The sequence below is a fragment of the Streptomyces toxytricini genome, assembly GCF_014649915.1.
Classification (GTDB): Bacteria; Actinomycetota; Actinomycetes; order Streptomycetales; family Streptomycetaceae; genus Streptomyces; species Streptomyces toxytricini.
In genome coordinates this window covers 17,063-42,504 of record NZ_BMTY01000020.1, presented here as the reverse complement: position 1 = coordinate 42,504, position 25,442 = coordinate 17,063, and the positions used below count along the sequence as shown (strand labels likewise).

The 25,442-nt window shown below is 75.2% G+C and carries 23 protein-coding genes; 5 read left to right on the top strand and 18 right to left on the bottom strand.

What is annotated here, in order from left to right; translation table 11 throughout:
• The first annotated feature begins 203 nt into the window (after positions 1-203).
• Positions 204-1,574, top strand: coding sequence for an SMI1/KNR4 family protein (locus tag IE170_RS23900; RefSeq protein WP_189811512.1), 1,371 nt, complete (start codon positions 204-206; stop codon positions 1,572-1,574).
• A 35-nt stretch (positions 1,575-1,609) separates the two neighbouring features.
• Here IE170_RS23900 and IE170_RS23895 read toward each other — a convergent pair whose 3' ends face one another.
• From IE170_RS23895 to IE170_RS23875, 5 genes are all read right to left on the bottom strand, one after another.
• On the bottom strand, positions 1,610-2,386 hold the full coding sequence (locus tag IE170_RS23895) for a hypothetical protein (protein ID WP_229885117.1): 777 nt from the start codon (positions 2,384-2,386) through the stop codon (positions 1,610-1,612).
• Positions 2,387-2,498: 112 nt separating this feature from the next.
• Positions 2,499-3,869: a pyridoxal phosphate-dependent decarboxylase family protein gene (locus tag IE170_RS23890; protein WP_189811510.1), complete on the bottom strand. Its 1,371-nt coding sequence runs from the start codon at positions 3,867-3,869 to the stop codon at positions 2,499-2,501.
• A gap of 837 nt (positions 3,870-4,706) precedes the next feature.
• Positions 4,707-5,456 (bottom strand): N-acetyltransferase, encoded by a 750-nt coding sequence (locus IE170_RS23885; protein WP_189811509.1) that lies wholly within the window; start codon positions 5,454-5,456, stop codon positions 4,707-4,709.
• A gap of 56 nt (positions 5,457-5,512) precedes the next feature.
• A complete protein-coding gene (locus IE170_RS23880) occupies positions 5,513-6,088 on the bottom strand; it encodes a histidine phosphatase family protein (RefSeq protein ID WP_189811508.1) in 576 nt (191 codons plus the stop codon).
• 31 nt (positions 6,089-6,119) lie between these two features.
• On the bottom strand, positions 6,120-7,571 hold the full coding sequence (locus IE170_RS23875; protein WP_189811507.1) for an aminotransferase-like domain-containing protein: 1,452 nt from the start codon (positions 7,569-7,571) through the stop codon (positions 6,120-6,122).
• Here IE170_RS23875 and IE170_RS23870 point away from each other — a divergent pair.
• Together IE170_RS23870 and IE170_RS23865 are read left to right on the top strand one after the other, a co-directional pair.
• Positions 7,570-8,535 carry a DMT family transporter gene (locus IE170_RS23870; protein ID WP_189811506.1) on the top strand — a complete coding sequence of 322 codons (966 nt, stop codon included), beginning with the start codon at positions 7,570-7,572 and terminating at the stop codon, positions 8,533-8,535. The genes IE170_RS23875 and IE170_RS23870 overlap by 2 nt on opposite strands.
• Before the next feature lie 51 nt (positions 8,536-8,586).
• Entirely contained in the window at positions 8,587-8,784 is a 198-nt protein-coding gene (locus tag IE170_RS23865; RefSeq protein ID WP_114056839.1) for a DUF1918 domain-containing protein, read from the top strand.
• A 10-nt stretch (positions 8,785-8,794) separates the two neighbouring features.
• On the opposite strand, the gene IE170_RS23860 is transcribed toward IE170_RS23865, so the two are convergent.
• Positions 8,795-10,108, bottom strand: a complete 1,314-nt coding sequence (locus IE170_RS23860) for a glycoside hydrolase family 10-like protein (RefSeq protein ID WP_189811505.1) — start codon at positions 10,106-10,108, stop codon at positions 8,795-8,797.
• 152 nt (positions 10,109-10,260) lie between these two features.
• Here IE170_RS23860 and IE170_RS23855 point away from each other — a divergent pair, with 152 nt between their 5' ends.
• Positions 10,261-11,151: a 3-hydroxybutyryl-CoA dehydrogenase gene (locus IE170_RS23855; RefSeq protein WP_189811504.1), complete on the top strand. Its 891-nt coding sequence runs from the start codon at positions 10,261-10,263 to the stop codon at positions 11,149-11,151.
• Between the two features lie 82 nt (positions 11,152-11,233).
• On the opposite strand, the gene IE170_RS23850 is transcribed toward IE170_RS23855, so the two are convergent.
• The 9 genes from IE170_RS23850 to infC form a co-directional block, all read right to left on the bottom strand.
• Positions 11,234-12,574 carry an NsdA family TPR-like regulatory protein gene (locus tag IE170_RS23850; RefSeq protein ID WP_189811503.1) on the bottom strand — a complete coding sequence of 447 codons (1,341 nt, stop codon included), beginning with the start codon at positions 12,572-12,574 and terminating at the stop codon, positions 11,234-11,236.
• 357 nt (positions 12,575-12,931) lie between these two features.
• Positions 12,932-14,023 (bottom strand): PP2C family protein-serine/threonine phosphatase, encoded by a 1,092-nt coding sequence (locus tag IE170_RS23845; protein WP_189811502.1) that lies wholly within the window; start codon positions 14,021-14,023, stop codon positions 12,932-12,934.
• A gap of 173 nt (positions 14,024-14,196) precedes the next feature.
• The gene (pheT, locus tag IE170_RS23840) at positions 14,197-16,725 is read right to left on the bottom strand and encodes a phenylalanine--tRNA ligase subunit beta (RefSeq protein WP_189811501.1); all 2,529 of its coding nucleotides are present in this window, start codon (positions 16,723-16,725) and stop codon (positions 14,197-14,199) included.
• Positions 16,725-17,855 carry a phenylalanine--tRNA ligase subunit alpha gene (pheS, locus tag IE170_RS23835; protein WP_189811500.1) on the bottom strand — a complete coding sequence of 377 codons (1,131 nt, stop codon included), beginning with the start codon at positions 17,853-17,855 and terminating at the stop codon, positions 16,725-16,727. Before pheS ends, pheT begins: the two co-directional genes overlap by 1 nt.
• A 145-nt stretch (positions 17,856-18,000) precedes the next feature.
• Positions 18,001-19,218 carry a sensor histidine kinase gene (locus tag IE170_RS23830; protein WP_189811499.1) on the bottom strand — a complete coding sequence of 406 codons (1,218 nt, stop codon included), beginning with the start codon at positions 19,216-19,218 and terminating at the stop codon, positions 18,001-18,003.
• A 56-nt stretch (positions 19,219-19,274) separates the two neighbouring features.
• Complete coding sequence (locus IE170_RS23825; RefSeq protein ID WP_189811498.1) at positions 19,275-20,138, bottom strand: TrmH family RNA methyltransferase; 864 nt, start codon at positions 20,136-20,138, stop codon at positions 19,275-19,277.
• 137 nt (positions 20,139-20,275) lie between these two features.
• Positions 20,276-20,668 carry a 50S ribosomal protein L20 gene (gene rplT / locus IE170_RS23820; RefSeq protein ID WP_114056848.1) on the bottom strand — a complete coding sequence of 131 codons (393 nt, stop codon included), beginning with the start codon at positions 20,666-20,668 and terminating at the stop codon, positions 20,276-20,278.
• A gap of 102 nt (positions 20,669-20,770) precedes the next feature.
• Positions 20,771-20,965 (bottom strand): 50S ribosomal protein L35, encoded by a 195-nt coding sequence (gene rpmI / locus IE170_RS23815; RefSeq protein WP_114056849.1) that lies wholly within the window; start codon positions 20,963-20,965, stop codon positions 20,771-20,773.
• A gap of 110 nt (positions 20,966-21,075) precedes the next feature.
• A complete protein-coding gene (gene infC / locus IE170_RS23810) occupies positions 21,076-21,789 on the bottom strand; it encodes a translation initiation factor IF-3 (RefSeq protein WP_189811497.1) in 714 nt (237 codons plus the stop codon).
• Between the two features lie 352 nt (positions 21,790-22,141).
• Here infC and IE170_RS23805 point away from each other — a divergent pair, with 352 nt between their 5' ends.
• On the top strand, positions 22,142-22,519 hold the full coding sequence (locus IE170_RS23805) for a DUF1844 domain-containing protein (RefSeq protein ID WP_189811496.1): 378 nt from the start codon (positions 22,142-22,144) through the stop codon (positions 22,517-22,519).
• Between the two features lie 153 nt (positions 22,520-22,672).
• Here IE170_RS23805 and IE170_RS23800 read toward each other — a convergent pair whose 3' ends face one another.
• From IE170_RS23800 to IE170_RS23790, 3 genes are read right to left on the bottom strand one after another with little or no spacing between them, the layout of a single operon-like run.
• Positions 22,673-23,413, bottom strand: coding sequence for an SseB family protein (locus tag IE170_RS23800; RefSeq protein WP_189811495.1), 741 nt, complete (start codon positions 23,411-23,413; stop codon positions 22,673-22,675).
• Between the two features lie 2 nt (positions 23,414-23,415).
• Positions 23,416-24,633, bottom strand: a complete 1,218-nt coding sequence (mycP, locus tag IE170_RS23795; protein ID WP_189811494.1) for a type VII secretion-associated serine protease mycosin — start codon at positions 24,631-24,633, stop codon at positions 23,416-23,418.
• Positions 24,630-25,292, bottom strand: coding sequence for a hypothetical protein (locus tag IE170_RS23790; protein ID WP_229885115.1), 663 nt, complete (start codon positions 25,290-25,292; stop codon positions 24,630-24,632). Before IE170_RS23790 ends, mycP begins: the two co-directional genes overlap by 4 nt.
• Positions 25,293-25,442 lie beyond the last annotated feature (150 nt).

The following is a 25,442-nucleotide window of genomic DNA, read 5'->3' as shown; positions in this document are numbered from 1 at the left end:
GGAACCTCCTCCTCGATGGCATGACTATACGTACCTATGCACTTTTATGCAAAGCCCTGGGCAAAGCCGACCCGTGCGTGGTTGACATGACCCGGCGGGCTCCGGGGAGCACAGACCTGAGATCGCAGCGGCAGTGCTACACCCCTCTCGGGACAGAAGGCACCCGTGAGGGCGCTGTCATTGGCGCCGTCTACGGTCTGCTCATGGATGATCAGACCCCCTTGTCGCCGCTGCGCGACTTCGCGGTCTGGGAGCCCGCGCTGCGGCTCCTGCTGGGCGCCGACACGGACAGGCGTGCCGGCCGTCCCGCCCGGGTGGAGGGCCGCGTCGGCCCTCATGGGTGGAGATCGGCCCTGCCGGAGGGCCTGTCGCCGTCGGAGCCGGGCATCGTGGACCTGTGGAGGGCGTTCAACCGTGGCGGACTCGGGGAGACGCTGTTCTCCGCGGAGGTCCGTCCCGACGGCCCTACCACGCTGGATCTGGCGTGGACCAGCCTCGTCATGCCCCGCGGGTACCCGAACGTGGCGGTGCTCACCCTGGTCGACGGAGTCCTTCCCGAGCCGTGGCGCCGCCTGCCCGATTCGGTGCCCGGGTCGGTGCCGGCCTCCTCGGCGGACCTGGAGTTGCTGGAGCGGACCCTTCGCGAGCGGTTGCCCGACGCCGTTGGCGCGACGGAGGAGGAGATCGCCGCCGCCGAGGCACGCCTGGGCGTCACGCTGTCCGACGAGCTCAAGGTGCTCTACCGGGTCACTCGGGCCCGATGGGACTGGGAGGACTTCCACGACGATTACGAGGAAGCGGACCGTGTGAACGCGGCGGTCGGCTGCGAGCTCGGCTCCTTGGAGGAGCTGTACAGCGTCGACGCGGCGGCCCGTCACTCCAGCTGGACCTACGGGGCGACCGACGCTGTCCACACCCCGCCCGGCGCTGCGGTGCAGGGCCTGGCCGGCTCACCCGGCTGGATCGTCTTCGGAAGCAACGGAGGGGACGAGCTGGCCGTCGACCTGACGCCCGGACCGGGCGGCCATGCCGGGCAGGTCATCCTGGTCAGCCATGAGGCGAACCTCGGCGCCGACCTCATCGCAGACTCCCTCACCGACTTCGTCCTGGACCGGACCAGGGAAGAACGCTGCCGCCAGGGCCAGTTCCCGGCCGTGGCCAGGGTCCGCACCGGTAGCCTCCCGAGCATCGAAGCCGCAGCCCACCCCGACCTGGAAGTCCTGTCCGTCGGCAGGTCCGACGGTGCGCCGTTCAGCCTCGCCCCCCTCACCGGGCTGCCGCGCCTGCGCACCCTCACCGCCTTCCCCGGCACGCTCTCCGACCCGCTGGAGATCACCGGGCTTACCGGCTTGGAGTACCTGGCGCTCGGCGCGCAGGAATGGCGCGTCCTCCTGGACGCCGGAGCCGTCCCCCGCACCCTTTCGGCCGCGGCCATCAAGGTCCGCCAGGACGAGGACCACCTCTCCGTCGCGGCCCTCGCCGACGAGATCCTGGCGCTCTGGGACCGGAGCCGGACCATCCGGACACTCATCGAAGGAAACCTCGGACCTGCCGGAAGCCGAGCCACGCGGTAGGCCGGACGGGCCGGCCACACCACCCCGGCGATGGGTCAGGAACGGGCCGCCCGGGTGGAGCGCGGTTGGGCGCGCAGTGCGCGGAGCCGAGCCTGGTGGTCTGATCCGGAGAGGCTCTCGCCAAGCGCCAGCAGGGAAAGGAGCCGCACAGTCCGGCCGGCCGCGGCGGCGGCCTCCAGTTTGTGGTGGCCGTCGAGGAGGAAGTGGGTCAGGCCCCAGTGCTCGGAGGGGTCGTCTCCGAAGGCGATGGCCGGCTGGCACACGTCCAGCGTGGAGATCGCCACTGCCGTGGGGGCCGTTCCCTGCTCCATGAGCGCGAGGTATTCCTCGACGCGCTCTCTCTCGTTCCACGCCGGCGGGACCATGGGCACAACGAACTCGTAGAGATGGGCGTTCGCGTCCACCGCGGTCTCGAAGGTCCGGTAGTACGGGGTGTGCGGGTACTCGGGGAGGCCCCAGAACTGGTTGACCCCCCACGTCGCGACCTGTTCGCCGCTGAAGTAGTCACCGTCCTTCCCCGGGATGACCAGCCGGGGCTGGACGCTGAGGAGCAGCGGAAGGTACTCGTCCTTCGGCAGCAGCGCACCGAACGCGTCGATCACACCGGCGTCGTCCGGATCTTCCAGTGTGACGGTGAGCTGCTCCTGCATGCTCTCCAGGGCCAACTTCTCTCTCGCGCCTTCCAGTCGGCGGAACAGGAGCGGGCACGTTCCGCAGTAGAAGCTGAGCTCGAAGGCCGGCTCGTCGTCGACGAAGAGCAAGCGGCGTCGCGGCCCGCCGCCGAGTTCCTGCAGTTCCGTGTCGAAGTGCAACCGTGCGTCTGAGGAGGGAACGCCGAGAGTGCGGGGGTCGGCCGTTTTGATGATCACGTCCGACCGTACGGGACGACGCGGACCGGCTCCACCGAGTACTGGACGGTGGAGGTCAGGGGGCCGCGGCGGCGCGGCGGATGGCGGCCAGCGTGTGGGTGACGTCCTCCGGGGTCGTCGACCAGTTGCTCACCGAGATGCGCATCACGCGGCGGCCGCGCCAGGTGGAGCCGCTGATCCAGGCCGTGCCCTCGTCCATGAGGCGGGCGAGGACGCGGTCGGTGCGGGCGTCGCTGCCGAAGGCGGCGCAGACCTGGGTGAAGACGACGTCGTTCAGGACGGTCGCGCCGTCGATCGCGGCGATGCCCTCGGCGAACGTACGGGCATGCCGGCACAGCCGGTCGACGAGGTCGGCGACGCCGGTCCGGCCGAGGGAGCGCAGGGCGGCCCACACGGTGAACGCGCGGCCGCGCCGGGAGAGTTCCGGGACCTTGTCGACGGGATCGCCCTGCTTGTCGTCCTGGATGAGGTACGCACCGTGCAGGCCCATGGCGGTGCGCAAGGCGGACGGGTCGCGGACGACGGCGAGGCCGCAGTCGTAGGGGACGTTCAGGGTTTTGTGCGCGTCGGTCGCCCAGGAGTCCGCTGCGGCACAGCCGGCCGTCAGGTGGACGAGGGACGGGGAAGCCGCGGCCCACAGGCCGAACGCGCCGTCGACGTGCACCCAGGCGCCGGCCCGGTGCGCGGCGCGGATCGCCGCCTCGAACGGGTCGAACGCGCCGGTGTGGATGTCGCCGGCCTGGAGGACCACGACGGTCGGGTCCGGCCCGGCGGCGTCCAGGGCGTGGCGCAGCGCCTCGGGCCGGATGCGGCCCTGGTCGTCGGCCTCGACGAGGGCGGGCGTGCCGAGGCCGAGGTAGCGCAGGGCGAGGTCGACGGCCATGTGGCGGTCCTCGCCGGCGAGGACGTGCACCGGGGGGCCGCCGGCGAGGCCGTCCCGGGCCGGGTTGCGGCCGGCCCGGGCGAGGACGGCGTCGCGGGCGGCGGCGAGGCAGGTGAAGTTCGCCATGGTGGCGCCGGTGGTGAAGCCCACGGCGCTGCCTGCGGGCAGGCCCAGCAGGTCGAGGAGCCAGGCGGTGGCGATGTCCTCGGCGGCCGTGTGAGCGGGCGAGACGGTGCGCATCACGCAGTTCTGGTCCCAGGCGCTGACGAGCCAGTCGGCGGCGAGCGCGGCCGGTTCGGTGCCGCCGACGACGAACCCGAAGAAGCGGCCGCCGGGGAAGGCGGTCAGGCCGGGTTCGCAGGCGTCAGCGAGGAGGTCTACGACGTCGGCGGGCGGGGTGGGGCCGTCGGGCAGGTCGGGGCCGAGCGCGCGCACCACGTCGTCGACCGTGGCGCGGGCGGGCACCCGGCGGTCGGGCAGGCTCGCGAGCCAGCGGACGGCATGCTCGTGGGCCCGCCGGAGCGCGGCCTCGCGCGCGTCCATACCTCGGACTATGGGACGGCGGCCCCGGACGCGCAAGCGGCGCCGCCCGTGCGCGAGCCGCGCACCTCCGGATCCGGGGCCGCGCAGCCCGGCGTGCACGCCGCGTCCGCCCGGCGCGCAGTCCCCGGAGACCGCACCGCGGGCGCCTGGCGCTCGGGCCGCGGAAACCGGACCGCGGGCGCCTGACACCGGGCCGCCGCGGAGGCCGGGCGCACGGGCCGCGGAGACCGGACCGCCGACGCCCGGGAGGCTCCACGTGCGAGCCCGGGAGCCCCCGGCCAACGGGGTGCGGCCGCCCGGCGCGAGGGCCGCGGGGGCTGGGTGCGGACGCCCGGGAGGCTCATGCGGGCCCTGAAGGCCACCGGCCCACGGGCCGCGGGCGCCCGGCGGCCTGGGGTCCGAGGCCGGCTCGCAGGCCCGGCAGCCCCGCGAGCACTGGGCGAGGGCGGGCTTGCAGGTTCTTGACGCTCGGCGTGCAAGCCGCGCGTGCCCGGGGACCGGACCGCGGCCGCAGGGGCACTCGGCTCGGGGCTGCGCCTCCCGAGGTGGCGCGCGGGCGGCCGGCGCCCGGCACCCCGGACCGGGGAGGCCCGGCGCTCGGGCCGCGGACATCCGGCACCGCCGCCGCGCGCGCTTGGCGAGCCCGCGCTCGAAGGCTTCGGAAGCTCGGCGCACAGACCGCGCAACCCCCGGCGACCGGACCGCGGCCCCAAGGGCACTCGGCCCGGGGCTGCGCCTCCCAGGTGGCGCGCGCTACCGGCGCCCCGCGGACGGGCCGCGGAGACCCGACACCCCCACGGCCGGGGGGCGCCGAAGGGACGCCCCGCGGGTGGCGTGTCAGGTCAGGGCGTGGCGGACCCATACGTTCGGCTCGACCAGGACCGCGTAGCCCTCCTGCGGGTGGCAGTGGACGGGGGCCAGGGCGCCGGGGACGTGGATCGGGCCGGGGGTGTCGAAGGGGAGGCCCGTCCACTCGCGCCAGTCCGCGGTCGGCGCGCTGATCGTCTGCGAGAGCGGTGCCACGGAGTCGATGATGGCTCCGGCGCGGACGTGGACGCGCAGCCAGGGGTCGTACGGGAGGCCGTCGTCGCGGGTGCGGTACGCGTACTCCGCCATCGGCGTGTCCGGCTCGGCGGCCTTGGCGCTGGGCCGGACCGGCGCCACGACCTCGGCGAAGCCGCGGGCGCGCGCGTTGTCCCGCATCGCGGCGAGGAGGGCCCCGGACAGGCCGCGGCCCTGCCGGGCGGTGTCGACGCTGATCTCGACCGCGCCGACCGTGTCCGTGGCCGTGCCGCGGCGCCGGTCGGAGAAGGCCCACATGAGGAGCTGGTCCCAGCCCCGGGCGGGCAGGGCGCCTGCGCGCCCGGGTGCGTGCTGGGCGAAGGGGACGCTGAAGCCGCGGGCCGCGATGTCGTCGCCCTCGGTGGCGACCAGGATGTACTCGGGGAACTCGGCCACCATGCGCGGGTAGAGCAGCCACGCGAGCGGGTCGTGCTCGGCGAAGGCGGGCCACGAGTCCTGCATGTCCCAGAGCCGCCCGGCGAGTTCGGGGCGCTCCGCAAGGGTGGTGATCTTGATCCCGGTCATGTGCGCAGGGTAGGGGCGGTCCCGGGCGGGGATCCACCCGGTTTTCGTACGGCCGTTCAGGCGCGGGCCTGGAGCGAGAGGTGCCAGTGCCCGGCGCTGCCGGTGAGGGTGACGGTGGACAGCGGGCGGACGTCCACGCTCCAGTACGTCTGCGGGGCGGCTCGCAGCGCGTAGACGAGGGCGGCGCGGACCGCGGACGGCTCGGCGACGGCGACGATGGCGCCGCCGTCCTCCGCGGGCCGGGAGTCGAGCCAGCCGCCGATCCGGGCGATGAAGGCGAGCAGGGATTCGCCGCCGTGCGGGGCGGCGTGCGGGTCGGCGAGCCAGCGCTCGACCGCTCCCGGCTCGCGGGCGGCGACCTCGGCGAGGGTCAGGCCGCGCCAGCGCCCCATGTCCCATTCGCGCAGGGCGACTTGGGCGAGCGGGGCGTAGCCGAGGGCCTGGCCGGTGGCGCGGCTGCGGGGGCCGGGCGAGCAGTACCGCAGTTCGACGGCGGCGAGCGGGACGAGCTCGGGGGCGGCGGATTCGAGGGCCCGCCAGCCCTCGCCGTCCGGGGGGCGGTCGTCGTCGAAGCGCTCGGCGAGCAGCGTGGAGGCGCGGGCTGCGGCGACGAGCGTGACCCGAACGTTCATGCGGTGATGGTGGGGCGCGTGCCGCCCGTGGTCAAGCGTCGTGCGGCACCGCATCCGCGCCGCCGCCGAGGGCGGTGCGCAGCCGGTGGACGGCTTCGCCGAGCTCGGCCGTGCCGGAGACCCCGGCGAAGCCGAGGCGGACGTACGGCCCGGGGGGCTCCGCGCAGAAGTACGGGCGCCCGGGCGCGACGGCGACGCCCGCGCGCAGGGCGGCCGCGGCGAACCCGGCGTCGTCCCCGGTGTCGGGGCGGACCCACAGCTGGTAGCCGCCGGCGGGCAGGTGGGCCAAGTGCAGGCCGGGCAGCGAGCGCCGCAGCGCCCCGGCGAGGACGTCGCGGCGGTGGCGGAGTTCGGCGGCGACGGTGCGCAGGTGGCGGGGCCAGGAGGGGGCGCCGACGAGTTCGAGGGCGGCTTCCTGGAGCGGGCGGGGGACGAAGAAGCTGTCGACGACCTGGATGGCGCGCAGCCGGTCCATGACGGGGCCGCGGGCGGCGAGGGCGCCGACGCGCAGGCTGGGCGAGGTGGCCTTCGTCAGGGACCGGACGTGGACGACGACGCCGTCGTGGTCCTCGGCGGCGAGCGGGGCGGGCAGCGGGCCGGCGTCCTCGTGGGCGAGGTGGCGGGCGTAGTCGTCCTCGACGACGAACGCGCCGGCGGCGCGGGCGGTCCGCAGCACCTCGGCGCGCCGCTCGGCGGCGAGGACGGCGCCGGTGGGGTTCTGGAACAGCGGCTGGCACACGAAGACCCGCGCACCGGTCGCTTCGAACGCGGCGGCCAGCAGCTCCGGCCGGACACCGTCGGCGTCGACGGGGACGGGCACGGGCCGGCAGCCGGAGGCGCGGGCGATGGACAGCAGGCCGGGGTAGGTCGGGGACTCGACGAGGACGGGCGCGCCGGGCGGGGCGAGGGCGCGCAGGGCGGTGGTGAGGGCGCTCTGTCCGCCGGCGGTGACGAGGACGTCGGCGGCGGTGGCGGACCCGCCGATCTCCCGGGCGAACCAGTCCCGCAGCTCGGGCAGGCCCTCGACGGGCGGGCGGCTCCAGGCGCCGGGGCGCCGCCCGGCCCGGGCGAGGGCGGCGGCCATGGCGCGCTCGGGCTGGAGGGAGGGGTGCAGGTAGCCGCCGCTCAGCTCGATGACCCCGGCGGGCGGGGCGGACAGCGAGTGGAGCACTCCGGAGGCGTCGACGGATCGCGGCACGACGTCGCCGGCGCCTTCGGCGCTCAGGGCGACCTCCTGCCAGGAGGTGTCGCCGGGCGCGGGGTCGGCCGTACGGGGTCGGGCGCGGTAGGCGCCGGCGCCGGGGCGGGTGACGACGAGGCCCTCCGCGGCGAGGAGGGCGAGGGCGCGAGAGACGGTGACGGGGCTGACGCGGTACCGCTCGACCAGGGCGCGGCTCGACGGCAGCTTTCCACCGACCGAGTAGCGGTCCAGTTCGGAACGCAGGGAAGCCGCCAGTTCCGCCACACTGCTACGCTCGTACATGAGGACACAGAATAGCGCTACCCGCTCCACGCCGATAGCGGTCGCCACGCCTCGGGCCGCGAACCGCCTCCCCGCGGCCTCCCCCGCCGCCCTGCGCGCCCGCAGCGCCCGCAGCGGCACCGCGCTCGCCTGCCTCGGCGTCGTCGCCTTCTCGCTCACCTTCCCCGCCACCGCCTGGGGCCTGGAGAGCTTCGGCCCCTGGTCCTTCGTCGCCGTCCGCAGCGTGCTCGCCGCCGCCATCGCCGGCGCGTTCCTGCTCGCCGCCCGCGCCCCGCTGCCCGCCCGGCGGCACTGGCCGGGCCTGGCCGTCGTGGCCGGCGGCGTCGTCGTCGGGTACCCGCTGCTCACCACGCTGGCGCTGACCACCGCGACCACCTCGCACGCCGCCGTCGTCGTCGGCCTGCTGCCGCTGACCACGGCGGCCCTGTCCGCGCTGCGGACCGGCGTGCGGCCCTCGCGCCGCTTCTGGGCCGCGGCCGTCGCCGGCGCCGCCGTCGTCCTCGGCTTCACCCTGGCGCAGAGCGGCGGCTCCCTGTCCGCCGGCGACGGCTACCTCTTCGCGGCGCTCCTCGCCTGCGCGGCCGGCTACACCGAGGGCGGACGGCTGGCCCGCGACCTGCCCGGCTGGCAGGTCATCGGCTGGGCGCTGGTCGCGTCCCTGCCCCTCAACCTGGCGGGAGCCGCGGTGGGGCTCGCGTACGAGCCGGTGCACCTCGGCGTCCACGGCGCGGCCGGCCTGCTGTGGGCGGCCGCCGGTTCCACCTTCCTCGGCCTGTACGTCTGGTACCGCGGGATGGCGGAGATCGGCGCCCCGCGCGCGAGCCAGCTCCAGCTCGCCCAGCCGCTGCTGACCCTGCTGTGGTCGGTGGCGCTGCTGGGCGAGGAGCTCTCCCCGGCAGCGCCCGCCGCGGCCTGCGCGGTGCTGGTCTGCATCGCCGTGACCCAGCGGGCTCAATCGGGATGAATCGCCGTAAACTGCTGTCACCGGATCCAGACCGCCTCGGAGGAGGTCAGCATGCGCGCGACCGAGGGCGACCAGCTCGTGCAACACGGCAGGATCGTGGGGCAGCACGACAAGGTCGGCGAGATCACTCAGGTGCTGGGCGAGAACGGCAACCCCCCTTACCGGGTCCGTTTCGCGGACGGTCACGAGGCCGTCATGTCCCCGGGCCCCGACTGCGTGGTGAAGCACCCAGCGGAACCCGGACACTGACCGGGGCGGTTCAGCGCGGCGGCACCGCCGTCGGGTAGTGGTCCGCGACGACCCGCGCCAACGCTCCCGTGGGGTCCGTGACCACCTGCTGCGCGGAGAAGTAGCAGTGGCCGCGGACCTCGGCGTACCGCTTGGCGAGCGCGACGTGCCGGGTCAGCTCCTCCGGGTCGCGCCACGCCGCCGTCGCGCTCTGCGGGTCGCAGCGGTAGAGCCCCTCCCCGACGTAGAGGTCGACGCCGGTGCCGGCGACGGTCTGCGCCCACCAGGGGACGATCTTCGCGTAGTCGGCCGTCGGGTGCCCGATGTGCCAGTACACCTGCGGGACGACGTAGTCGACCCAGCCCTCCCGCACCCACTTGCGGGTGTCCGCGTACAGGTCGTCGTACGTGCCCAGCGTCTGCGTGTCCGAGCCGAGGGGGTCCTTGTCCCGGTTGCGCCACACCGCGAACGGGCTGATGCCGAAGCGCGCCGAGGGGCGCACCGTGCGGACGCGCTCCGCCATTTCGCGGACCAGGGAGTCGGTGTTGTGGCGCCGCCAGTCGGCCCGCGAGGGGAAGCCGCCGCCGTGGCGGGCGTACGCGTCGTCGTCGTCGAAGGCCTCGCCGGCCACCGGGTAGGGGTAGAAGTAGTCGTCCCAGTGGACGCCGTCCACCGCGTAGCGGGACACCGCGTCGAGCATGGCCTCCTGGACGAAGGCCCGCACCTCGGGCAGTCCCGGGTTGTAGTACAGCTTGCCGCCGTACGCCACCGTCCAGCCGGGGTTGCGGCGCGCCGGGTGGGAGGCCGCGAGACGGGCCGGGTCGGCGTGGGTGTTGGCCACCCGGTACGGGTTGAACCAGGCGTGGAACTCCAGCCCGCGCGCGTGGGCTTCGGCGACGGCCGTGCCCAGCGGGTCCCAGCCCGGGTCGCCGCCCTGCACGCCGGTCAGCCACTGCGACCAGGGCTCGCGGGCCCCGGGCCACATCGCGTCGGCCGTGGGCCGGACCTGGAGCAGCACCGCGTTCAGGCGGCGCTCGACCGCGGTGTCGTAGAGGGCGGTCAGCTCGGCGCGCTGCCGCGCCGCCGACAGTCCGGTCCGCGAGGGCCAGTCGACGTTCTGCACCGAGGCGATCCACATCCCGCGGAACTCCGCGCCGCCGCCCCGCCCCCGGCCGGCCCCCTCCCGCTCCCCCGCCGTGCCCGGCGCCGGGGCCGCCGCCCGGCCCCGCTCCGCCGCCGCGCGGGGCCCGTCCTCCCGGGGCGCGGCCTGCGCCGGCCCCGCCGCGGCGGACGCCAGTGCCCCCGCGGCTCCGGCCAGCAGCCCCCGCCGTCCCATGTACGTCATGTGTTCGCTCCGCTCCTCAGCGTGACAACTCGTGCGTGGGCTCAGCATGCCCGCCCCGGCCCTCGGCCAAGGGCAGGGTCGGGGGTAACGTCGGGGTGCGTGGCGGGCGCCGCTAGCAGTCACCACTGCACGAACGGGGGACCCGCCCTCCGATGACCAGCGAAAGGCACGAAGTGACTGACCTCCCTTCCGACATCACCCGAGTCGGCGTAGTGGGCTGCGGCCAGATGGGCGCTGGTATCGCCGAGGTCTGCGCCCGCAGCGGACTGGACGTCAAGGTCGCCGAGACCACCGGCGAGGCCCTGGAGATCGGCCGTACCCGGCTGCAGAACTCCCTGTCCAAGGCCGCCGCCCGCGGCAAGATCAGCGAGGAGGAGCGGGACGCCACCCTGGCCCGCCTCTCCTTCACCACCGACCTCGGCGAGTTCGCCGACCGCGACCTGGTCATCGAGGCGGTCGTCGAGAACGAGCAGGTCAAGACGGAGATCTTCCAGGTCCTCGACCAGGTCACCCGCCCCGGTGCCATCCTCGCCTCGAACACCTCCTCGATCCCTCTGGTCAAGCTCGCCGTCGCGACCTCCCGCCCCGACCAGGTCATCGGCATCCACTTCTTCAACCCGGCGCCCGTGCAGAAGCTCGTCGAGCTGATCCCCGCCCTCACCACGAGCGAGGAGACCATCAAGCGGGCCGAGGCCCTGGTGCAGAACGTGCTCGACAAGCACGCCATCCGCGCCCAGGACCGGTCGGGCTTCGTCGTCAACGCCCTCCTCGTCCCGTACCTGCTCTCCGCGATCCGGATGTTCGAGTCGGGCATCGCCAGCCGCGAGGACATCGACAACGGCATGGAGTTCGGCTGCGCCCACCCGATGGGCCCGCTGAAGCTGTCCGACCTGATCGGCCTGGACACCGTGGCCTCGATCGCCGACTCGATGTACGCCGAGTTCAAGGAGCCGCTGTACGCCGCTCCCCCGCTGCTCCAGCGCATGGTCGACGCCGGCCGCCTCGGCCGCAAGACCGGTTCGGGCTTCTACCCGTACAACTGACCCCCGGCGCCCCCGGGAAGCAGCCCGGCCGCCCCGGCGGCGGCCGGGACCCCGCCCGACCGGCGGCGGCCGCCGGCGCGGGTCACAGCGGGACGCTCAGCGCCCCGTCGATCAGGCGGGCCGTCTCCTCCGCGCCCGAACACCCGCTGGACAGCAGCTGTTCGCGGACCGCGCGCAGCCGGTCGCGGAGCCGCTGCGACTCCATCCCCTTGGCCCGTTCGGCCATTTCGGCGGCCGCGGCGGCCGCCCGGTCCGCCTCGCCCTGGCGCAGCTGGATCTCGCACAGCATCGCGAGCCGGTGGACCCGGCCGCGGTCGTGCGCCGGGGTGCCGACCGCCGCGGCGGCCTGCTCGTGGGCGGCGTCGAGCTCCCCGAGGCTGAGCAGGGCCTCCGCCACCTGGACGTTGACGAGGCCGGGCTGGACGTAGCCGGTCTCGTCGGGCTCGCAGCCGGGGCGGATCCGCTCGGCGGCCGCCTCCGCGCGGCGGATGCACGTCAGCGCCGCGGCGGTGTCGCCGAGTCGGGCGTAGGCCTTCGCCTGCATGGCGTACAGGTCGGCGGCGAGCGCGGCGGTGGTGTGGCGGCCCGCGGCGCGCAGCGCGGTCTCGGCGAACGCGACGGCCTGGCGGTGGTCGCGCAGGTGGAGGGACTGGTTGACGAGCAGGGCGATGACGTAGGCGCCGAGTCCGCGGTCGCCGCCGGCCTTGGCGAGGCGCAGCGCCTGGTGGAAGTAGCGCTGGGCCAGGCCGTGCGCGTCGGAGTCGTACGCGCAGATCCCGGCGACGGCGACGAGGGAGCCGGCGGCCCGGTGCAGGCGGCGGCCGAGGTCGTCGGGGTAGCTGCCGCGGAGCAGCGGCGCGGTCTCGCTGCCGAGGAAGCGGACGATGCGGGCGCGGGTGGCGATGCCGCCGGCCCGCCGGTACATCAGCTCGTAGTGGGCGCGGGCCGCGCGGAGGACGTCGATGTGCTCGGGGCCGACGCGCAGGGGGCCGTCGCGCGAGACGTCGGCGTCCTCGGGCGGGTTCTCCCACTCCCAGACGGGGATGACGGCGGGGGTGCCGGTGAGGGCGGGCGCCGCGTGCAGGGGGAAGCGGCCCTGTTCGTCGGAGCGCCACAGGGCCGCGGCACGGTCGACGAAGCCGCTGAGGGGGGAAGCCTGCGGTCCGGCCTGCCGGCCGGGTACGCCGAAGCCGACGTCGTCGAGGGAGAGGGGGCGGCGGAGCCGGCCCCCGAGAACCTCGCAGATCAGGTCGGGGACCTGGCCGCGGGGGCGCTGGCCCTTCAACCACCGGTTGACGGCGGTGTGTTCGTAGCGCAGGGCGAGTCCGCGGGAGCGGCCCGCCTGGTTCACGTGCGCGGCGAGTCCTGCATGGGACATGCCCGCCTCGGCGAGGAGGGCGTCGAGCAGGGCGTTGGGCTGCATGGGCCCCTCCAAGGGCTCGTCGGGACCAGGCTAGTGGGTGCGGCGTTCACACGGGGTGTGAACCGAGTACGCGCATAAATGCGATGCGTACCCTGCCGCGGGGACCCCCGGGAGCGGTTCACTGAAGAGCCTCGCCAAGAGGCCGCACGGGTCGTCGGCTCCCCCTCGTACAGTGCGACGACCCGCCACCCGCGCCGCCCGCCCGCTGTCTGCCCGACACTCCACGGCCGGCGGGCGGCGCACCCCGGCTCCGCCGGCGCCCGGTTGGTCACCGGGCTCCGGCCCGGAGCCGGCGGGAACGCGCGCCGGGCCCTCCCACCGGGGCCCGGTGTGCGGTTCCCCGGCCCCGGCCGGGTGTCAGGCGCAGCGGTCGCTGCGGACCGCCAGCAGGGCGGCGTCGTCCGCGGGATGCCCGCCGGTGTGGCGCAGCAGGGCCGCGTGCACCCCGGCGACCAGACGCGCGGGGGTGACGGCCGGCTGCCGGGCGGCGATGCCGGCGAGGACGCGGGGCAGCGGGAAGAACCGGCCGGCCGCGTCGCGGGAGTCCTCGGCGCCGTCGGTGTGCAGGAACAGCAGGTCCCCGGGCCCCAGTCGGCCGCAGTCCCCAGCCTCCAGCCCGTCCGGTACGGGCACCACCCCGAGCGGCGGCAGGGGGTCGCCGCCGTCCAGGGCCCGTACGTCCGGCCAGGGCCCGGCGGGTGCGGGCACGGGGAGCGGGGGCGCCGGGGCGGGGTCGGCGGCGGTGCGGGCGGCCGCGGCGTGCGGCAGGGCCCCGCAGGGCCGGGGACCCGCCCGCGCGCGGAGCAGATAGGGCCAGGGGTGGCCGCAGTTGAGCGCGGTCAGCGTGCCGTCCTCGGCGATCTGGAGGAGGAGCACGGTCACGAACTCCTCGGCGGCGGACCCGGCCGCCGCGGCCCCGGCGGTGTGCGGCTCGGCCGCGGTGCGGTCGCGGACGTGCCGCCCCAGGGCGCGCTCCATCCCGCGCAGCACCCCCGCCAGCGAGGGTTCGTCGTACGCGGCTTCCCGGAACGCCCCGAGCACGGCGGCGGCCGCGGCCGCCGCGGGCAGCCCGTGGCCCCGTACGTCGCCGATGACGACGCGGACGCCGTGCGCGGTGGGCACGGCCCCGTAGAGGTCGCCGCCGATCGCGGCGCCGCGGGTCGCGGAGAGCTGGGCGCCGGCCAGGACCAGGCCGTCGATCCGCGGGGGCAGGGGCCGCAGCAGTGCCCGCTGGGCGGCTTCGGCGACCTCCCGGGAGCGGCGCAGCCGGGCGAGGAGGTCCCGGCGGACCCGGAGCGCGCAGCCGGCGGCGAGGAGCAGGAAGGCCGCGGTGCCGGCGAGGCTGTGCGCCCACCGGCCGGGGGCGGGCAGCTCCCGGTACGCCGTGGCGCCGCCCCCTGGGGGGACGCACGCCCGGCGCGGCTGGGGCGTCTCCCCGCGCGTGATCATCCCTTGGGACTCCTGTGTCTGCCCGCTGTGGGCACCCGGCGCAACGATTGTCCCGGTCCGTCACGCGAGAGGACACGGGTCACCGGGGTTTGCACCCGAACGAGTGAGGGGCGCCTCCGTGGTGGAGGCGCCCCTCACCGGGCGCACCGGTCGGCGGCGCGGGCCGCGGACGCTTACGCGCCGCGCAGCACCGCGCCGGTCCGCTCGGCCGCCAGCGCGACCGCGGCGTCGCGGGCCGCCGTGGACTCCTCGGCGGTCAGCGTGCGGTCGGCCGCGCGGAAGCGCAGCGCGTACGCCAGGGACTTCTTGCCCTCGCCGACCTGCTCGCCGGTGAAGACGTCGAACAGCCGCAGCGATTCGAGGAGTTCGCCCGCTCCCTTGCGCAGCGCCGCCTCGACGTCGGCCGCCGGTACGGACGCGTCGACGATCAGGGCGACGTCCTGGGTGGCCACCGGGAAGGAGGAGATCCGCGGCGACTCCACGGGCGTGCCGCCGGCCGCCGCGAGGCGGTCGAGGTCGAGCTCCATGGCGCTGGTGCGGGCGGGCAGGCCGAGGGCCTTGACGACCCGCGGGTGCAGCTCGCCGGCGTGGCCGATGACCTGCTCGACCCCGTCGATGGTGACGACGAGTTCGGCGCAGCGGCCCGGGTGCCACGGCCCGTACTGGCCCTGCCGCACGACGAGGTCCGTACCGGCCTCGGCGGCCAGCAGGCGCGCGGCCTGGACGGCGTCCGCCCACTCGGCCGGGCGGCCCTTGCCCCACCAGCCGGCCTGCTCCCGCGCCCCGGCCAGCACGACCGCGGCGTACCGCGGCTGCGCGGGGAGCGCCGCGTCGAGCGTGGCGATCTCCTCGTCCGAGGGGCGGCGGTCGACGGGCAGCCGCACGGCGACGCCCGGCTTCTCGCCGGCCCGGAAGACCAGGCCGGTCTCGAAGAGGGCCAGGTCGTGCGAGCCGCGGCTGTCGTTGCGGCGCAGCGCGCCCAGCAGGCCGGGCAGCAGCGTGGTGCGCAGCGCCGGCTCCTCGTCGGAGAGCGGGTTGACGAGGCGGACGACGTCGCGGGCGGCGTCGTGCGCGGGCAGCTGGAGCTGGTCGAAGACCTGCTCGCCGATGAACGGGTAGTTCAGCGCCTCGACGTAGCCGGCGCCGGCGAGGGCGCGGCCGACCCTGCGGTGCAGCTGCTGCCGGGCGGTCAGGCCGCGGCCGGAGGGCACCTGGGGCAGCGTGGAGGGCAGGTTGGCGTAGCCCTCCAGCCGGATGACCTCCTCGGCGAGGTCGTTCGGCTCGGCGAGGTCGGGCCGCCACGAGGGGACGGTGACCACGAGCTCGTCCTGGCCGTAGACGTCGCAGCCGACCTCCTGGAGGCGGCGGACGACCGTCTCCCGGCCGTACGCGACGCCCGCCACCCGGTCCGGGTGGTCGGCGCGCATCGCGACGGTCCGCGGGGCGCCCGGCGCGGTCAGCTCGGTGACGCCCGCCTCGGCGGTGCCGCCGGCGAGCAGCACCAGCAGGTCGACGGTGCGCTGCGCGGCGGCCGAGGCGGCCTGCGGGTCGACGCCGCGCTCGAAGCGCTTGGAGGCCTCCGAGGACAGCTTGTGCCGGCGGGCCGTGCGCGAGATCGCGATCGGGTCGAAGTGGGCGGCCTCGATGACGACGTCGGTGGTGCCGGCGGCCTGGCCGGTCTCCGGGTCGGCGACGGCGTCGGCGATCTCGGTGTTCGCGCCGCCCATGACGCCGGCGAGGCCGATCGGCCCGCTGTCGTCGGTGATGACGAGGTCCTCGGCGTCGAGGGTGCGCTTGACCCCGTCGAGGGTGGTGAGGACCTCGCCCTGCTCGGCGCGCCGGACGCCGATCGCGCCGTCGAGGCGGGCGCGGTCGTAGGCGTGCAGGGGCTGGCCGAGCTCCAGCATCACGTAGTTGGTGACGTCCACGGCGAGGGAGATCGGGCGCATGCCGGCCTTCTGCAGGCGGCGCTTGAGCCAGATCGGGGACTTCGCCTCGGGGTCGAGGCCCGTGACGGTGCGCGCGGTGAAGCGGTCGCAGCCGGCCGGGTCGGAGACCTTGACGAGGTAGCCGTAGGAGTTGGGGGCGGGCACGTCGAGGAGGGCCGGGTCGCGCAGCGGCAGGCCGTACGCGGTGGCGGTCTCGCGGGCGACGCCGCGCATCGACAGGCAGTAGCCGCGGTCGGGGGTGACGGCGATGTCGAGGACCTCGTCGCGCAGCTCCAGCAGCTCGACCGCGTCGGTGCCGGCCTCGTGCTCCGGGGGCAGCACGATGATGCCGTGCGTGCCGTCGTCGCCCATGCCGAGCTCGTCGCCGGAGCAGATCATGCCGCTGGAGGTCTTGCCGTACGTCTTGCGCGAGGCGATCGCGAAGTCGCCGGGCAGGACGGCGCCGGGCAGGGCCACGACGACCTTGTCGCCGACGGCGAAGTTCCGGGCGCCGCAGACGATCTCCTGGGGCTCGCCGGTGCCGTTGGCGGTGCCGACGTCGACGGTGCAGAAGCGGATCGGCTTCTTGAACTCGGTCAGCTCCTCGATCGTCAGCACCTGGCCGACGACGAGGGGGCCGGTGAGGTCGGCGCCGAGCTGCTCGACGGTCTCGACCTCCAGACCGGCGTCGATGAGCTTGGCCTGCACGTCACGACCGGTTTCGCCCGCAGGCAGGTCGACGTACTCCCGCAGCCACGAAAGCGGGACCCGCATCAGATCTCCATCCCGAACGGCCGGGTGAACCGGACGTCACCCTCGACCATGTCTCGCATGTCTTCCACGTTGTGCCGGAACATCAGCATCCGCTCGATGCCGAAGCCGAAGGCGAAGCCGCTGTACTTCTCCGGGTCCACGCCGCAGGCGGTGAGCACCTTGGGGTTGACCATGCCGCAGCCGCCGAGCTCGATCCAGCCCTCGCTGGAGCAGGTGCGGCAGGGGCGGTCGGGGTTGCCCACCGAGGCGCCGCGGCACACGTAGCACTGCATGTCCATCTCGGCGGACGGCTCGGTGAACGGGAAGAAGTTCGGGCGCAGGCGCGTGGTGACGTCGTCCCCGAAGAGCGACTTGACCATGTGGTCGATGGTGCCCTTGAGGTCGGCCATGGTCAGGCCCTCGTCGACGGCGAGCAGCTCGACCTGGTGGAAGACCGGGGTGTGCGTCGCGTCGAGCTCGTCGGTGCGGTACACGCGGCCCGGGCAGACGATGTAGACGGGCGGCTCGCGGCGCTCCAGGAGCGCGCGGGCCTGCACCGGCGAGGTGTGGGTGCGCAGGACGACACCGGACTCGTCGCCCTCGACGCCCTCGGGGCCGCGGACGAAGAAGGTGTCCTGCATCTGCCGCGCGGGGTGGTCGGGCGTGAAGTTGAGGGCGTCGAAGTTGAACCACTCCGCCTCGACCTCGGGGCCCTCCGCGACCTCGTAGCCCATGGCCGTGAAGATGTCCGCGATGCGGTCCATCAGCGTGGTCAGGGGGTGGCGGGCGCCGGCCGGCACGCGGTCGTACGGCAGGGTGACGTCGACCGCCTCCTCCACCAGTACGCGCTCGTCGCGCTCGGCCTCCAGCTGGGCGAGGCGCTCCGCGAACGCCTTGTTCACCGCGCCGCGGGCCTGGCCCACGCGCTTGCCCGCCTCGGCCTTGGCCTGCGGGGGCAGCGCGCCGATCTCGCGGTTGGCGAGGGCGAGCGGCGAGGTGCCGCCGGTGTGGGCGGTCTTCGCGTGCGCGAGTTCGTCGAGGTCGCCGGCGGCCGCGAAGGCGGCGAGCGCCTCGTCCCGCATGCGCTCGATCTCTTCCGGTTTCAGTGCCTCGACCTCGACAGGGTCGTACGACTTGTTCGGTGCCGACATCTCTTCCCGTGCTTCCGATGGGCTGGCTGGAGGTCCCCGCTCGACGACGAGCTCGACACAAGGACGCAAAGGTGCCAAAGGACGAGTCTACGGGCCGCGGGGGGCGGAGGAGCCCGTGGGCCGCCTGGCGAGACGCTCCGCAGGATTACTGCGTGAGGTAGGCCGGCGCGCCGACGGGCAGGATAAATCGGAACTCGGCGCCGCCGCCGGGTCCGCGGCCGACGGTGATCGTGCCGCCGTGCGCCTCGACGATGCCCTTGACGATGTACAGGCCCAGGCCGGTGCCGCCGCGCTTGCTGCCCCGCCAGAAGCGGGTGAAGACGCGGCCCATCGACTCCTCGGGGATGCCGGGGCCCTCATCGGTCACGGTGACGGCGGTTCCCTTCTCGGTCTTGCCCGCTGCGTTCGTCAGGCTGGTCGGCGACACGTCGATGGTGACGGTTCCCTCGCCGTGGCGCACCGCATTTTCGAGCAGGTTGCCGAGGATCTGGTCGATCTTGTCGGGGTCGGCCCACAGGTCGGGCAGGGAGCGGCTGACGCGGACCAGGAAGCGCTCGGGCGCCTGGCCGTTCGCGGTGAGGGCCTGGACGTGGCGGCCGACGGCGGTGGCGATGTCGACGGGCTGGCGGCGCACCTCGAGGCGGCCGGAGTCGATGCGGGAGATGTCGAGGAGTTCGGCGATCAGCCGGGTGACGCGGTTGGCGTCGGCGTCGACGGTCTCCAGCATGAGGCGCTTCTGGTCGTCGGTGAACCGCTCCCACTTGGCGAGGAGGGTAGCGGTGAAGCCCTTGACGGAGGTCAGCGGGGAGCGCAGCTCGTGGGCGACGGTGGCGATCAGCTCGGCGTGGCTGCGCTCGGTGCGCCGGCGGGCCTCGGTGCCGCGGAGGGTCACGACGAGGCGGCGGAGCGGGCCGGCGGGGCGGGAGCGGACGTAGCGGGCGGAGACGAGGACCTCGCGGCCGCCGGGCAGGAGGAGGTTGCGCTCGGGCTGGCCGCGGCGGGTGGCGAGCCCGCCGTAGGGGTCGGTCAGGGTCCACCAGCGGCGGCCGTCGAGGTCCTCCAGAGGCAGGGCCCGCTCGATGCGGGCGCCGAGCGCCTCGGCGGGGGCGAGGGCGGTGATGCGGGCGGCGGCGGAGTTGAAGCAGATCACCCGGCCGGTGGCGTCGGCGACGACGAGCCCGTCGGGCAGGTCGTCGGGGTCGATGCCGAGGGCGGCGAGGCCCGCCGGGTCGGCGGGGCCGGCCTGGCCGGGTGCGGCGGCCTCCGGGCCGGGCGGGCCCGGTGGCTGTGCGGGAACGGTCGCCAGGGACGGCGCCCCCGCCGCGTCCGCGGCCCCTGGCGAGCTGTTCGTACCGACGGTCATGTCCCCGTACCCCACATCTCCGAGTAGCGCAGTGGGCCCCCCGGGCCGCCACATTACTAGCTGGGGGTCACGGAGCGGCACCCTCCGGACGCCCGCTGTGCACGGGCGGAGGCGTAGAGGCACACGGCGGCGGCGGTCGCGAGGTTCAGGCTCTCGGCCTTGCCGTGGATCGGGACGCGTACGACGGCGTCCGCCAGGGCGCGGGTCTCCTCCGGCAGGCCCCACGCCTCGTTGCCGAAGACCCAGGCGGACGGGCCGCCCATGGTGCCGGCGTCGAGCTCGGCGTCGAGGTCGTGCTCGCCGGCCCCGTCGGCGGCGAGGATCCGCACGCCGGCCGCCCGCAGCCCGGAGACGGCCTGCTCGACGGGGACGCCGACGGCGACGGGGAGGTGGAAGAGGGAGCCGACGGAGGCCCGCACGGACTTGGGGTTGTACAGGTCGACCGAGGCGTCGGTCAGGACGACGGCGTCCGCCCCGGCGGCGTCGGCGCAGCGCAGGACGGTGCCGGCGTTGCCGGGGTCGCGGACGTGCGCCAGGACGGCGACGAGCCGGGGCCGGGCGCGCAGGATCTCCTCGAACGGCGAGTCGAGGAAGCGGCAGACGCCGACGAGCCCCTGCGGGGTGACGGTCTGCGAGACCTCGGCGAGGACCTCGTCGGAGGCGTGGTGGACGCGCGCGCCGGAGGCCCGGGCCTCGGCGACGATCTCCGGGTAGCGCTCGGCGGCCTCGGCGGTGGCGAACAGCTCGATCAGGGTCGGGCCGCCGGGGCCGCGGTGCCCGACGGCCTCGCGGACGGCCTGCGGGCCCTCGGCGAGGAAGCGGCGCTCCTTCGTGCGGAAGTTGCGCCGCGCGAGGCGCTTGGCGGCGGCCACCCGCGGGGATCGGGGGGAGATCGGCTCGGCGGGGGCGGGGGTACCCATGGGCGGTCGGCTCGCTTCCGTGCGTACTGCGGGTGTGACTGGTCGGGGCGGCGGCCACAACGCACGGACCCGCAGGCACGGGGCCTGCGGGTCCGGGCTGAAGCCTGTCGAGGGCTTGCTGCGCGAAAGCGTGTCGCTTAGGCGGCAGCGGCGGCCTTCGGGGCGTTCACGTCGGCCGGGAGCGCCTTCTGGGCGACCTCGACCAGCGCGGCGAACGCGTTGGCGTCGTTGACGGCCAGCTCCGCGAGGATCTTGCGGTCCACCTCGATGTTGGCGGCCTTCAGACCCTGGATGAGGCGGTTGTACGTCATGCCGTTCTGGCGGGCAGCGGCGTTGATGCGCTGGATCCACAGCTGACGGAAGTCGCCCTTGCGCTTCTTGCGGTCGTTGTAGTTGTAGACCAGCGAGTGGGTGACCTGCTCCTTGGCCTTGCGGTACAGGCGCGAACGCTGACCGCGGTAGCCGGAGGCCGCCTCGAGGATCGCCCGGCGCTTCTTGTGGGCGTTTACTGCCCGCTTGACGCGTGCCACTTCTTGACTCCTTGTAGCGGGGCCGCGGGTGTCTTCACACGGCCCGAAAGTTCGATGGGATCCCGGTCTCGGCGTCCCGCTCCCCGAGGGGGAGCGGCGACGTCAGATGCCGAGAAGCTTCTTGATCTTCGCGGCGTCGCCCGGGGCCATCTCGGCGTTGCCGGTGAGGCGACGCGTCAGCTTGGACGACTTGTGCTCGAGCAGGTGGCGCTTGCCGGCGCGCTCGCGGAGCACCTTGCCGGAGCCGGTGACCTTGAAGCGCTTCTTGGTACCGCTGTGCGTCTTGTTCTTCGGCATGGCGCCGTTATCTCCTCGTCGGTGGCGTCCCCACCGGTCCGGTACCGGACCGGCTTGCGGGAACGTCATGTGGTGTCGGTGATCCGGGACCGGGTGCCCCGGAATCAGGCCTAGGCCTGCGCCTCGGGAGAGGCGTCGCCGGCTTCGGCGGAGGCGTCGCCGGCTTCGGCGGAGGCGGCCTCGGTGTCCCCTGCGGGCGCTTCCTTGGCGGCAGCGTCCGCGGCGGCACCCTGGCGCTCGGCCTTGCGGGCGGCCTGGGCCTCGCGGGCTTCGGCCATCGCCTCGGTCTTCTTCTTGTGCGGACCGAGAACCATGATCATGTTTCGGCCGTCCTGCTTCGGGTTCGACTCGACGAAACCGAGGTCCTGGACGTCCTCCGCCAGACGCTGCAGCAGTCGGTAGCCGAGCTCCGGCCGGGACTGCTCGCGACCGCGGAACATGATCGTGATCTTGACCTTGTCGCCCTGCTTGAGGAACCGAACGACGTGACCCTTCTTGGTGTCATAGTCGTGCGGGTCGATCTTCGGCCGGAGCTTCATCTCCTTGATGACCGTGTGCGCCTGGTTCTTGCGCGCCTCACGGGCCTTCATCGCCGACTCGTACTTGAACTTGCCGTAGTCCATGAGCTTGCAGACCGGCGGGCGAGCAGACGCCGCGACCTCGACCAGGTCGAGGTCGTACTCCTGCGCGAGTTCAAGCGCCTTCGCAAGCGGGACGATGCCCACCTGCTCGCCGCTGGGACCGACGAGTCGCACCTCAGGGACACGAATCCGATCGTTGATGCGGGGCTCGGTGCTGATGGATCCTCCTCGGTAGCACCACACGGCTGTCAGGTCAGACAGCCGCTGACGTCTTGTGTCATGGGGACCAACCGCGGCCGGGCACGAAAAATGCCCCACCGTTCACAGGCGGGGGCTCCAAAACAACCGGAGCACCGCCGCGTGAACCGCGGGGCGCAACATCGGGCGGCTTTCCATCGTCCGTACGGAACGATGGATGCCGCCTGACCGGTGACCCGCCGCCCCGGAAGGCGGTCGGGTGGGAGAACGGAGCCTCCACTTGCGGGCCGGGGACATACGTCTCCGGCCGGTCGTCACACCAATATAGCAGTCCGTGCCGGTCGCGCTCGCCAGGAGCCGGGGCGGGCGCCTGCCGGGCCCGGCTTATCGTGGGGGCATGACTGACGCGACCCCCACCCCCGCCACCGAGGCCGACCCGGCCCCCGACTACGACGCCATGACGCGTGACATCGCGGACGTGCCCGCCGTCGAGGTGATCACCACGGTGGCCGTGCACCTGCTGAGCGCCGCGGCGGTCAACCTGGGCCTCGACAAGCCGGACTCCGAGCACAAGGACCTCGACGAGGCCCGCAAGCTGATCACCGCCCTCGCCGGGCTGGTCACCGCCAGCGCCACCGAGATCAGCTCCTTCCACGCCGCCCCGCTGCGCGACGGCCTGAAGTCCCTCCAGCTCGCCTTCCGCGAGGCGTCCGTCGTCCCGGACGAGCCGGGCCAGGGGCCGGGCGAGAAGTTCACGGGCCCGGTCTTCGGCTGACGGGCCGGGCTTGCGGGAACCAAGCGGAAGGGCCGGGGCGGCAGCGCCCCGGCCCTTCCGCGTACGTGCCTGCGGGTACCCGACGGCCGGCGCCGCGGCGGGCGGCCGCCGGGTCGGCGGGTCGGCGGGTCGGCGGGTCGGCGGGTCAGCGGGTCAGCGGGTGAAAAGTGGCTCGCCCGGCGGGGCCGGCGCCGACTCCGGCAGCAGCGCAAGGTCCAGCCCGCGCACCAGCCGGGCCCGCAGCGTCTCGTCCGCGGCGAGCGCCCCGGCCACGCTCCTGGCCGCGGCCGCGGGCTGCGCACCGGCGGCCAGCACGATCGCCAGCGTGCCGTCCGCGTCGGGCCCGCCGGGCCCGAGGTGGGCCCGCAGCACCGCGGGCTCCGCTGCCACCGCGGCCCGTACGGCCTCGTGCACGGCCGGGTCGGTCAGCGGATCGGTGTCGGTGCGTCCCTCGGCGAGCGCGAGCAGCGCCCGGCCGGTGAGCTCGTACGCGACCGGGCCGGCCAGGTCGAGGACGACCGTGTCGGCCTTCTCGTGCGCGGCGGCCGCCAGCGCCTGGTGCAGCGGGACCGCGACCGGGCGGGCCGCCGGGTCCCACAGCGCGAGCGAGGCGGTGGAGGTGAAGGCGGGCAGCGCCCGCCGGTCCCCCGCCTGGAGGGTGGGGACGGCCATGTCGCTGGTCTTCTCCCGCTTGAGACCGGTCTCCGGGTCGGTCTCGACCTCGCCGAGCACCGCGACCACCGGGACCAGGAGCCGGGCGCCCTTGAGCGCTGCCAGCACCTCCGGCTCCCTCGCCCGGTCCTCGGACCAGGCGGCCAGGGCCGCGCTCAGCCGGGGGTCGGCGGAGCCGTCGTCGTCGGAGTATCCGGGGTCGGGGATGTTCTTGTTCGCCACAGTTACCCGACCCTATCCCCCGCGCCGGCGCTCCCGCGCGGCGGCCGGGCGGCGCGGCCGGAGGGGCGCCGGGCCAGCACGGCCGCCAGCACCAGCAGCACCAGCCCCGCGCCCGCCGCCGCGGGCAGCGCCGGCCCGGCCCCGGCCGCGTCCGCCGCGGCGGGGGCCGGGCCCGGCCCGAAGTACGCGCTGCCCGCGGCCGCGGGCCGGGGCACGGCGGGCTCGGGGCGCAGGGCCTCCGCGGCCTGGAGGGCGGCGGCGGGATCGACCAGGCCGTGCCCGCGCGCGTCGTCCCGGCCGCCCGCGGGGGCGTCGGCGGCGGTGTCCTCCAGCAGCTTCTTGATCTGCGGCGGGGACAGTTCGGGGTGGGCGGCCCGGACGAGCGCCACCGCCCCGGAGACGAACGCGGCGGCCGCGCTCGTGCCCCAGCCCTCGTAGTAGGCGCGGTCGGGGTCGGCGATGACGATGTCGACGCCGGGCGCGCAGACGCTGGCGTACCAGCTGCGCGTCGAGAACGGCGCCTTCCTGCCGCGGCGGTCGACCGCCGCGACGGCGATCACCCCAGGGTAGGCGGCCGGGTAGGAGGCGTGGTCGCCGTCGCGGCCGCCGTTGCCCGCGGAGGCGACCACGACGACGCCCTTCGCCAGCGCGTACTGCACCGCCTCGTCCTCGGCGGCCTCGTGGTGCGCGGAGTCGCTGTCGTCGCCGAGCGACAGGTTGATGACGTCCGCTCCGTGGTCGGCGGCCCACCGGATCCCCTCGGCGAGCGCCCCGCCCTTGCTCTCCCGCGCCTTCGCCCGGCCCGGATCACCCTCCTCGAGGATCACGCGGACCGGCAGGATCCGCGCCTGCGGGGCCACCCCGAGGACACCGGCACGGCGGTGCCGGCCGTGCCCGTGCCCGGCGATGATCCCGGCCATGGCGGTGCCGTGCCGCGCCCACGCCCGGTCGCCGGGGCCCGCGCCCATGCCGACCAGGTCGGCGCCTTCGAGGACCTGCCCGGCGAGGTCCGGGTGGTTGGCGTCGACCCCCGTGTCGAGGACGGCGACGGTGACCCCGCCGCCCTGCGTGGTCCCCCACGCCTCCTCGGCGCGCAGCGCCGTCAGCCCCCACTGCCGGTCCCGTACGGCATCGGTGTCCGCGGCGGCGGGCGCGACGGGCACCCCGACCGCCAGGACGGCGCCGAGGACCAGGGCCGCACCGGCCCTGCCCCGCCTCACCGCGCGGACCCGGCAGGGACGGCGAGCGAGCGCAGCCCGCCCCGCACCAACTCCCCGACGGCCTTCGCCTCGTGGCCGAGCCCGGCCTGCGCGACGGCCCCGGCGGCATCGGCGCGCACGGCCTCCTCGGCGGGGACGGGCGCGTCGAGGACGCGGCCGTCGGCGAAGGCGGCAACGGTGTAGACGACGACGGGCCCCTCCGGCAGCACGGAGGCGGTCCAGGCGGCGCGCCGCTCGTCGGCGAACCCGAAGCCGGGCGGCGCGCCGAGCCGCCCCTGCAGCCCGGCCATGGCGGACGCCTCGCCGGGGGTGAACACCATGCCGACCGTGACGAGGGAGCTGCGGGTGGCATCGGTGTACGAGGCCCGGAGCACGCGCGTACACCCGGTCCCGGCCAACACCGCCCGCCACTCGGGAGCCAGCGCGTCCGCGCAGTCGGCGTCGGGGGCGACGGCCACGCGCGTCCAGGTCCGGTCGGCCCCGCCGGGCCCGGCACCGGGGCCGGCGAGCACGGGCGGGAAGAGGGCGTCGACGGGAGCGTCCCGCCACAGCGAACCGGCCTTGCGGTAGGCGGCGTCGGCGGACGGCACCCGCCCGGCGGCATGCTGCTCGGCCCACCCGGTGAGAGCGGTCCCGGCGAGCAGCCCCGTCCCGACCACGGCACACAGCGCGGCGACGAGCCTCTGCGACTGCCCCCGCCGCCCGGCCCCCCGAGCCGGAACCGACCCGGACTCGGCCAAAACCGCCTCATACGGCGCCGACGCACTCATCCGACGACTCCGCCCCCCGTTCCGTACGGCTGCCGCAGC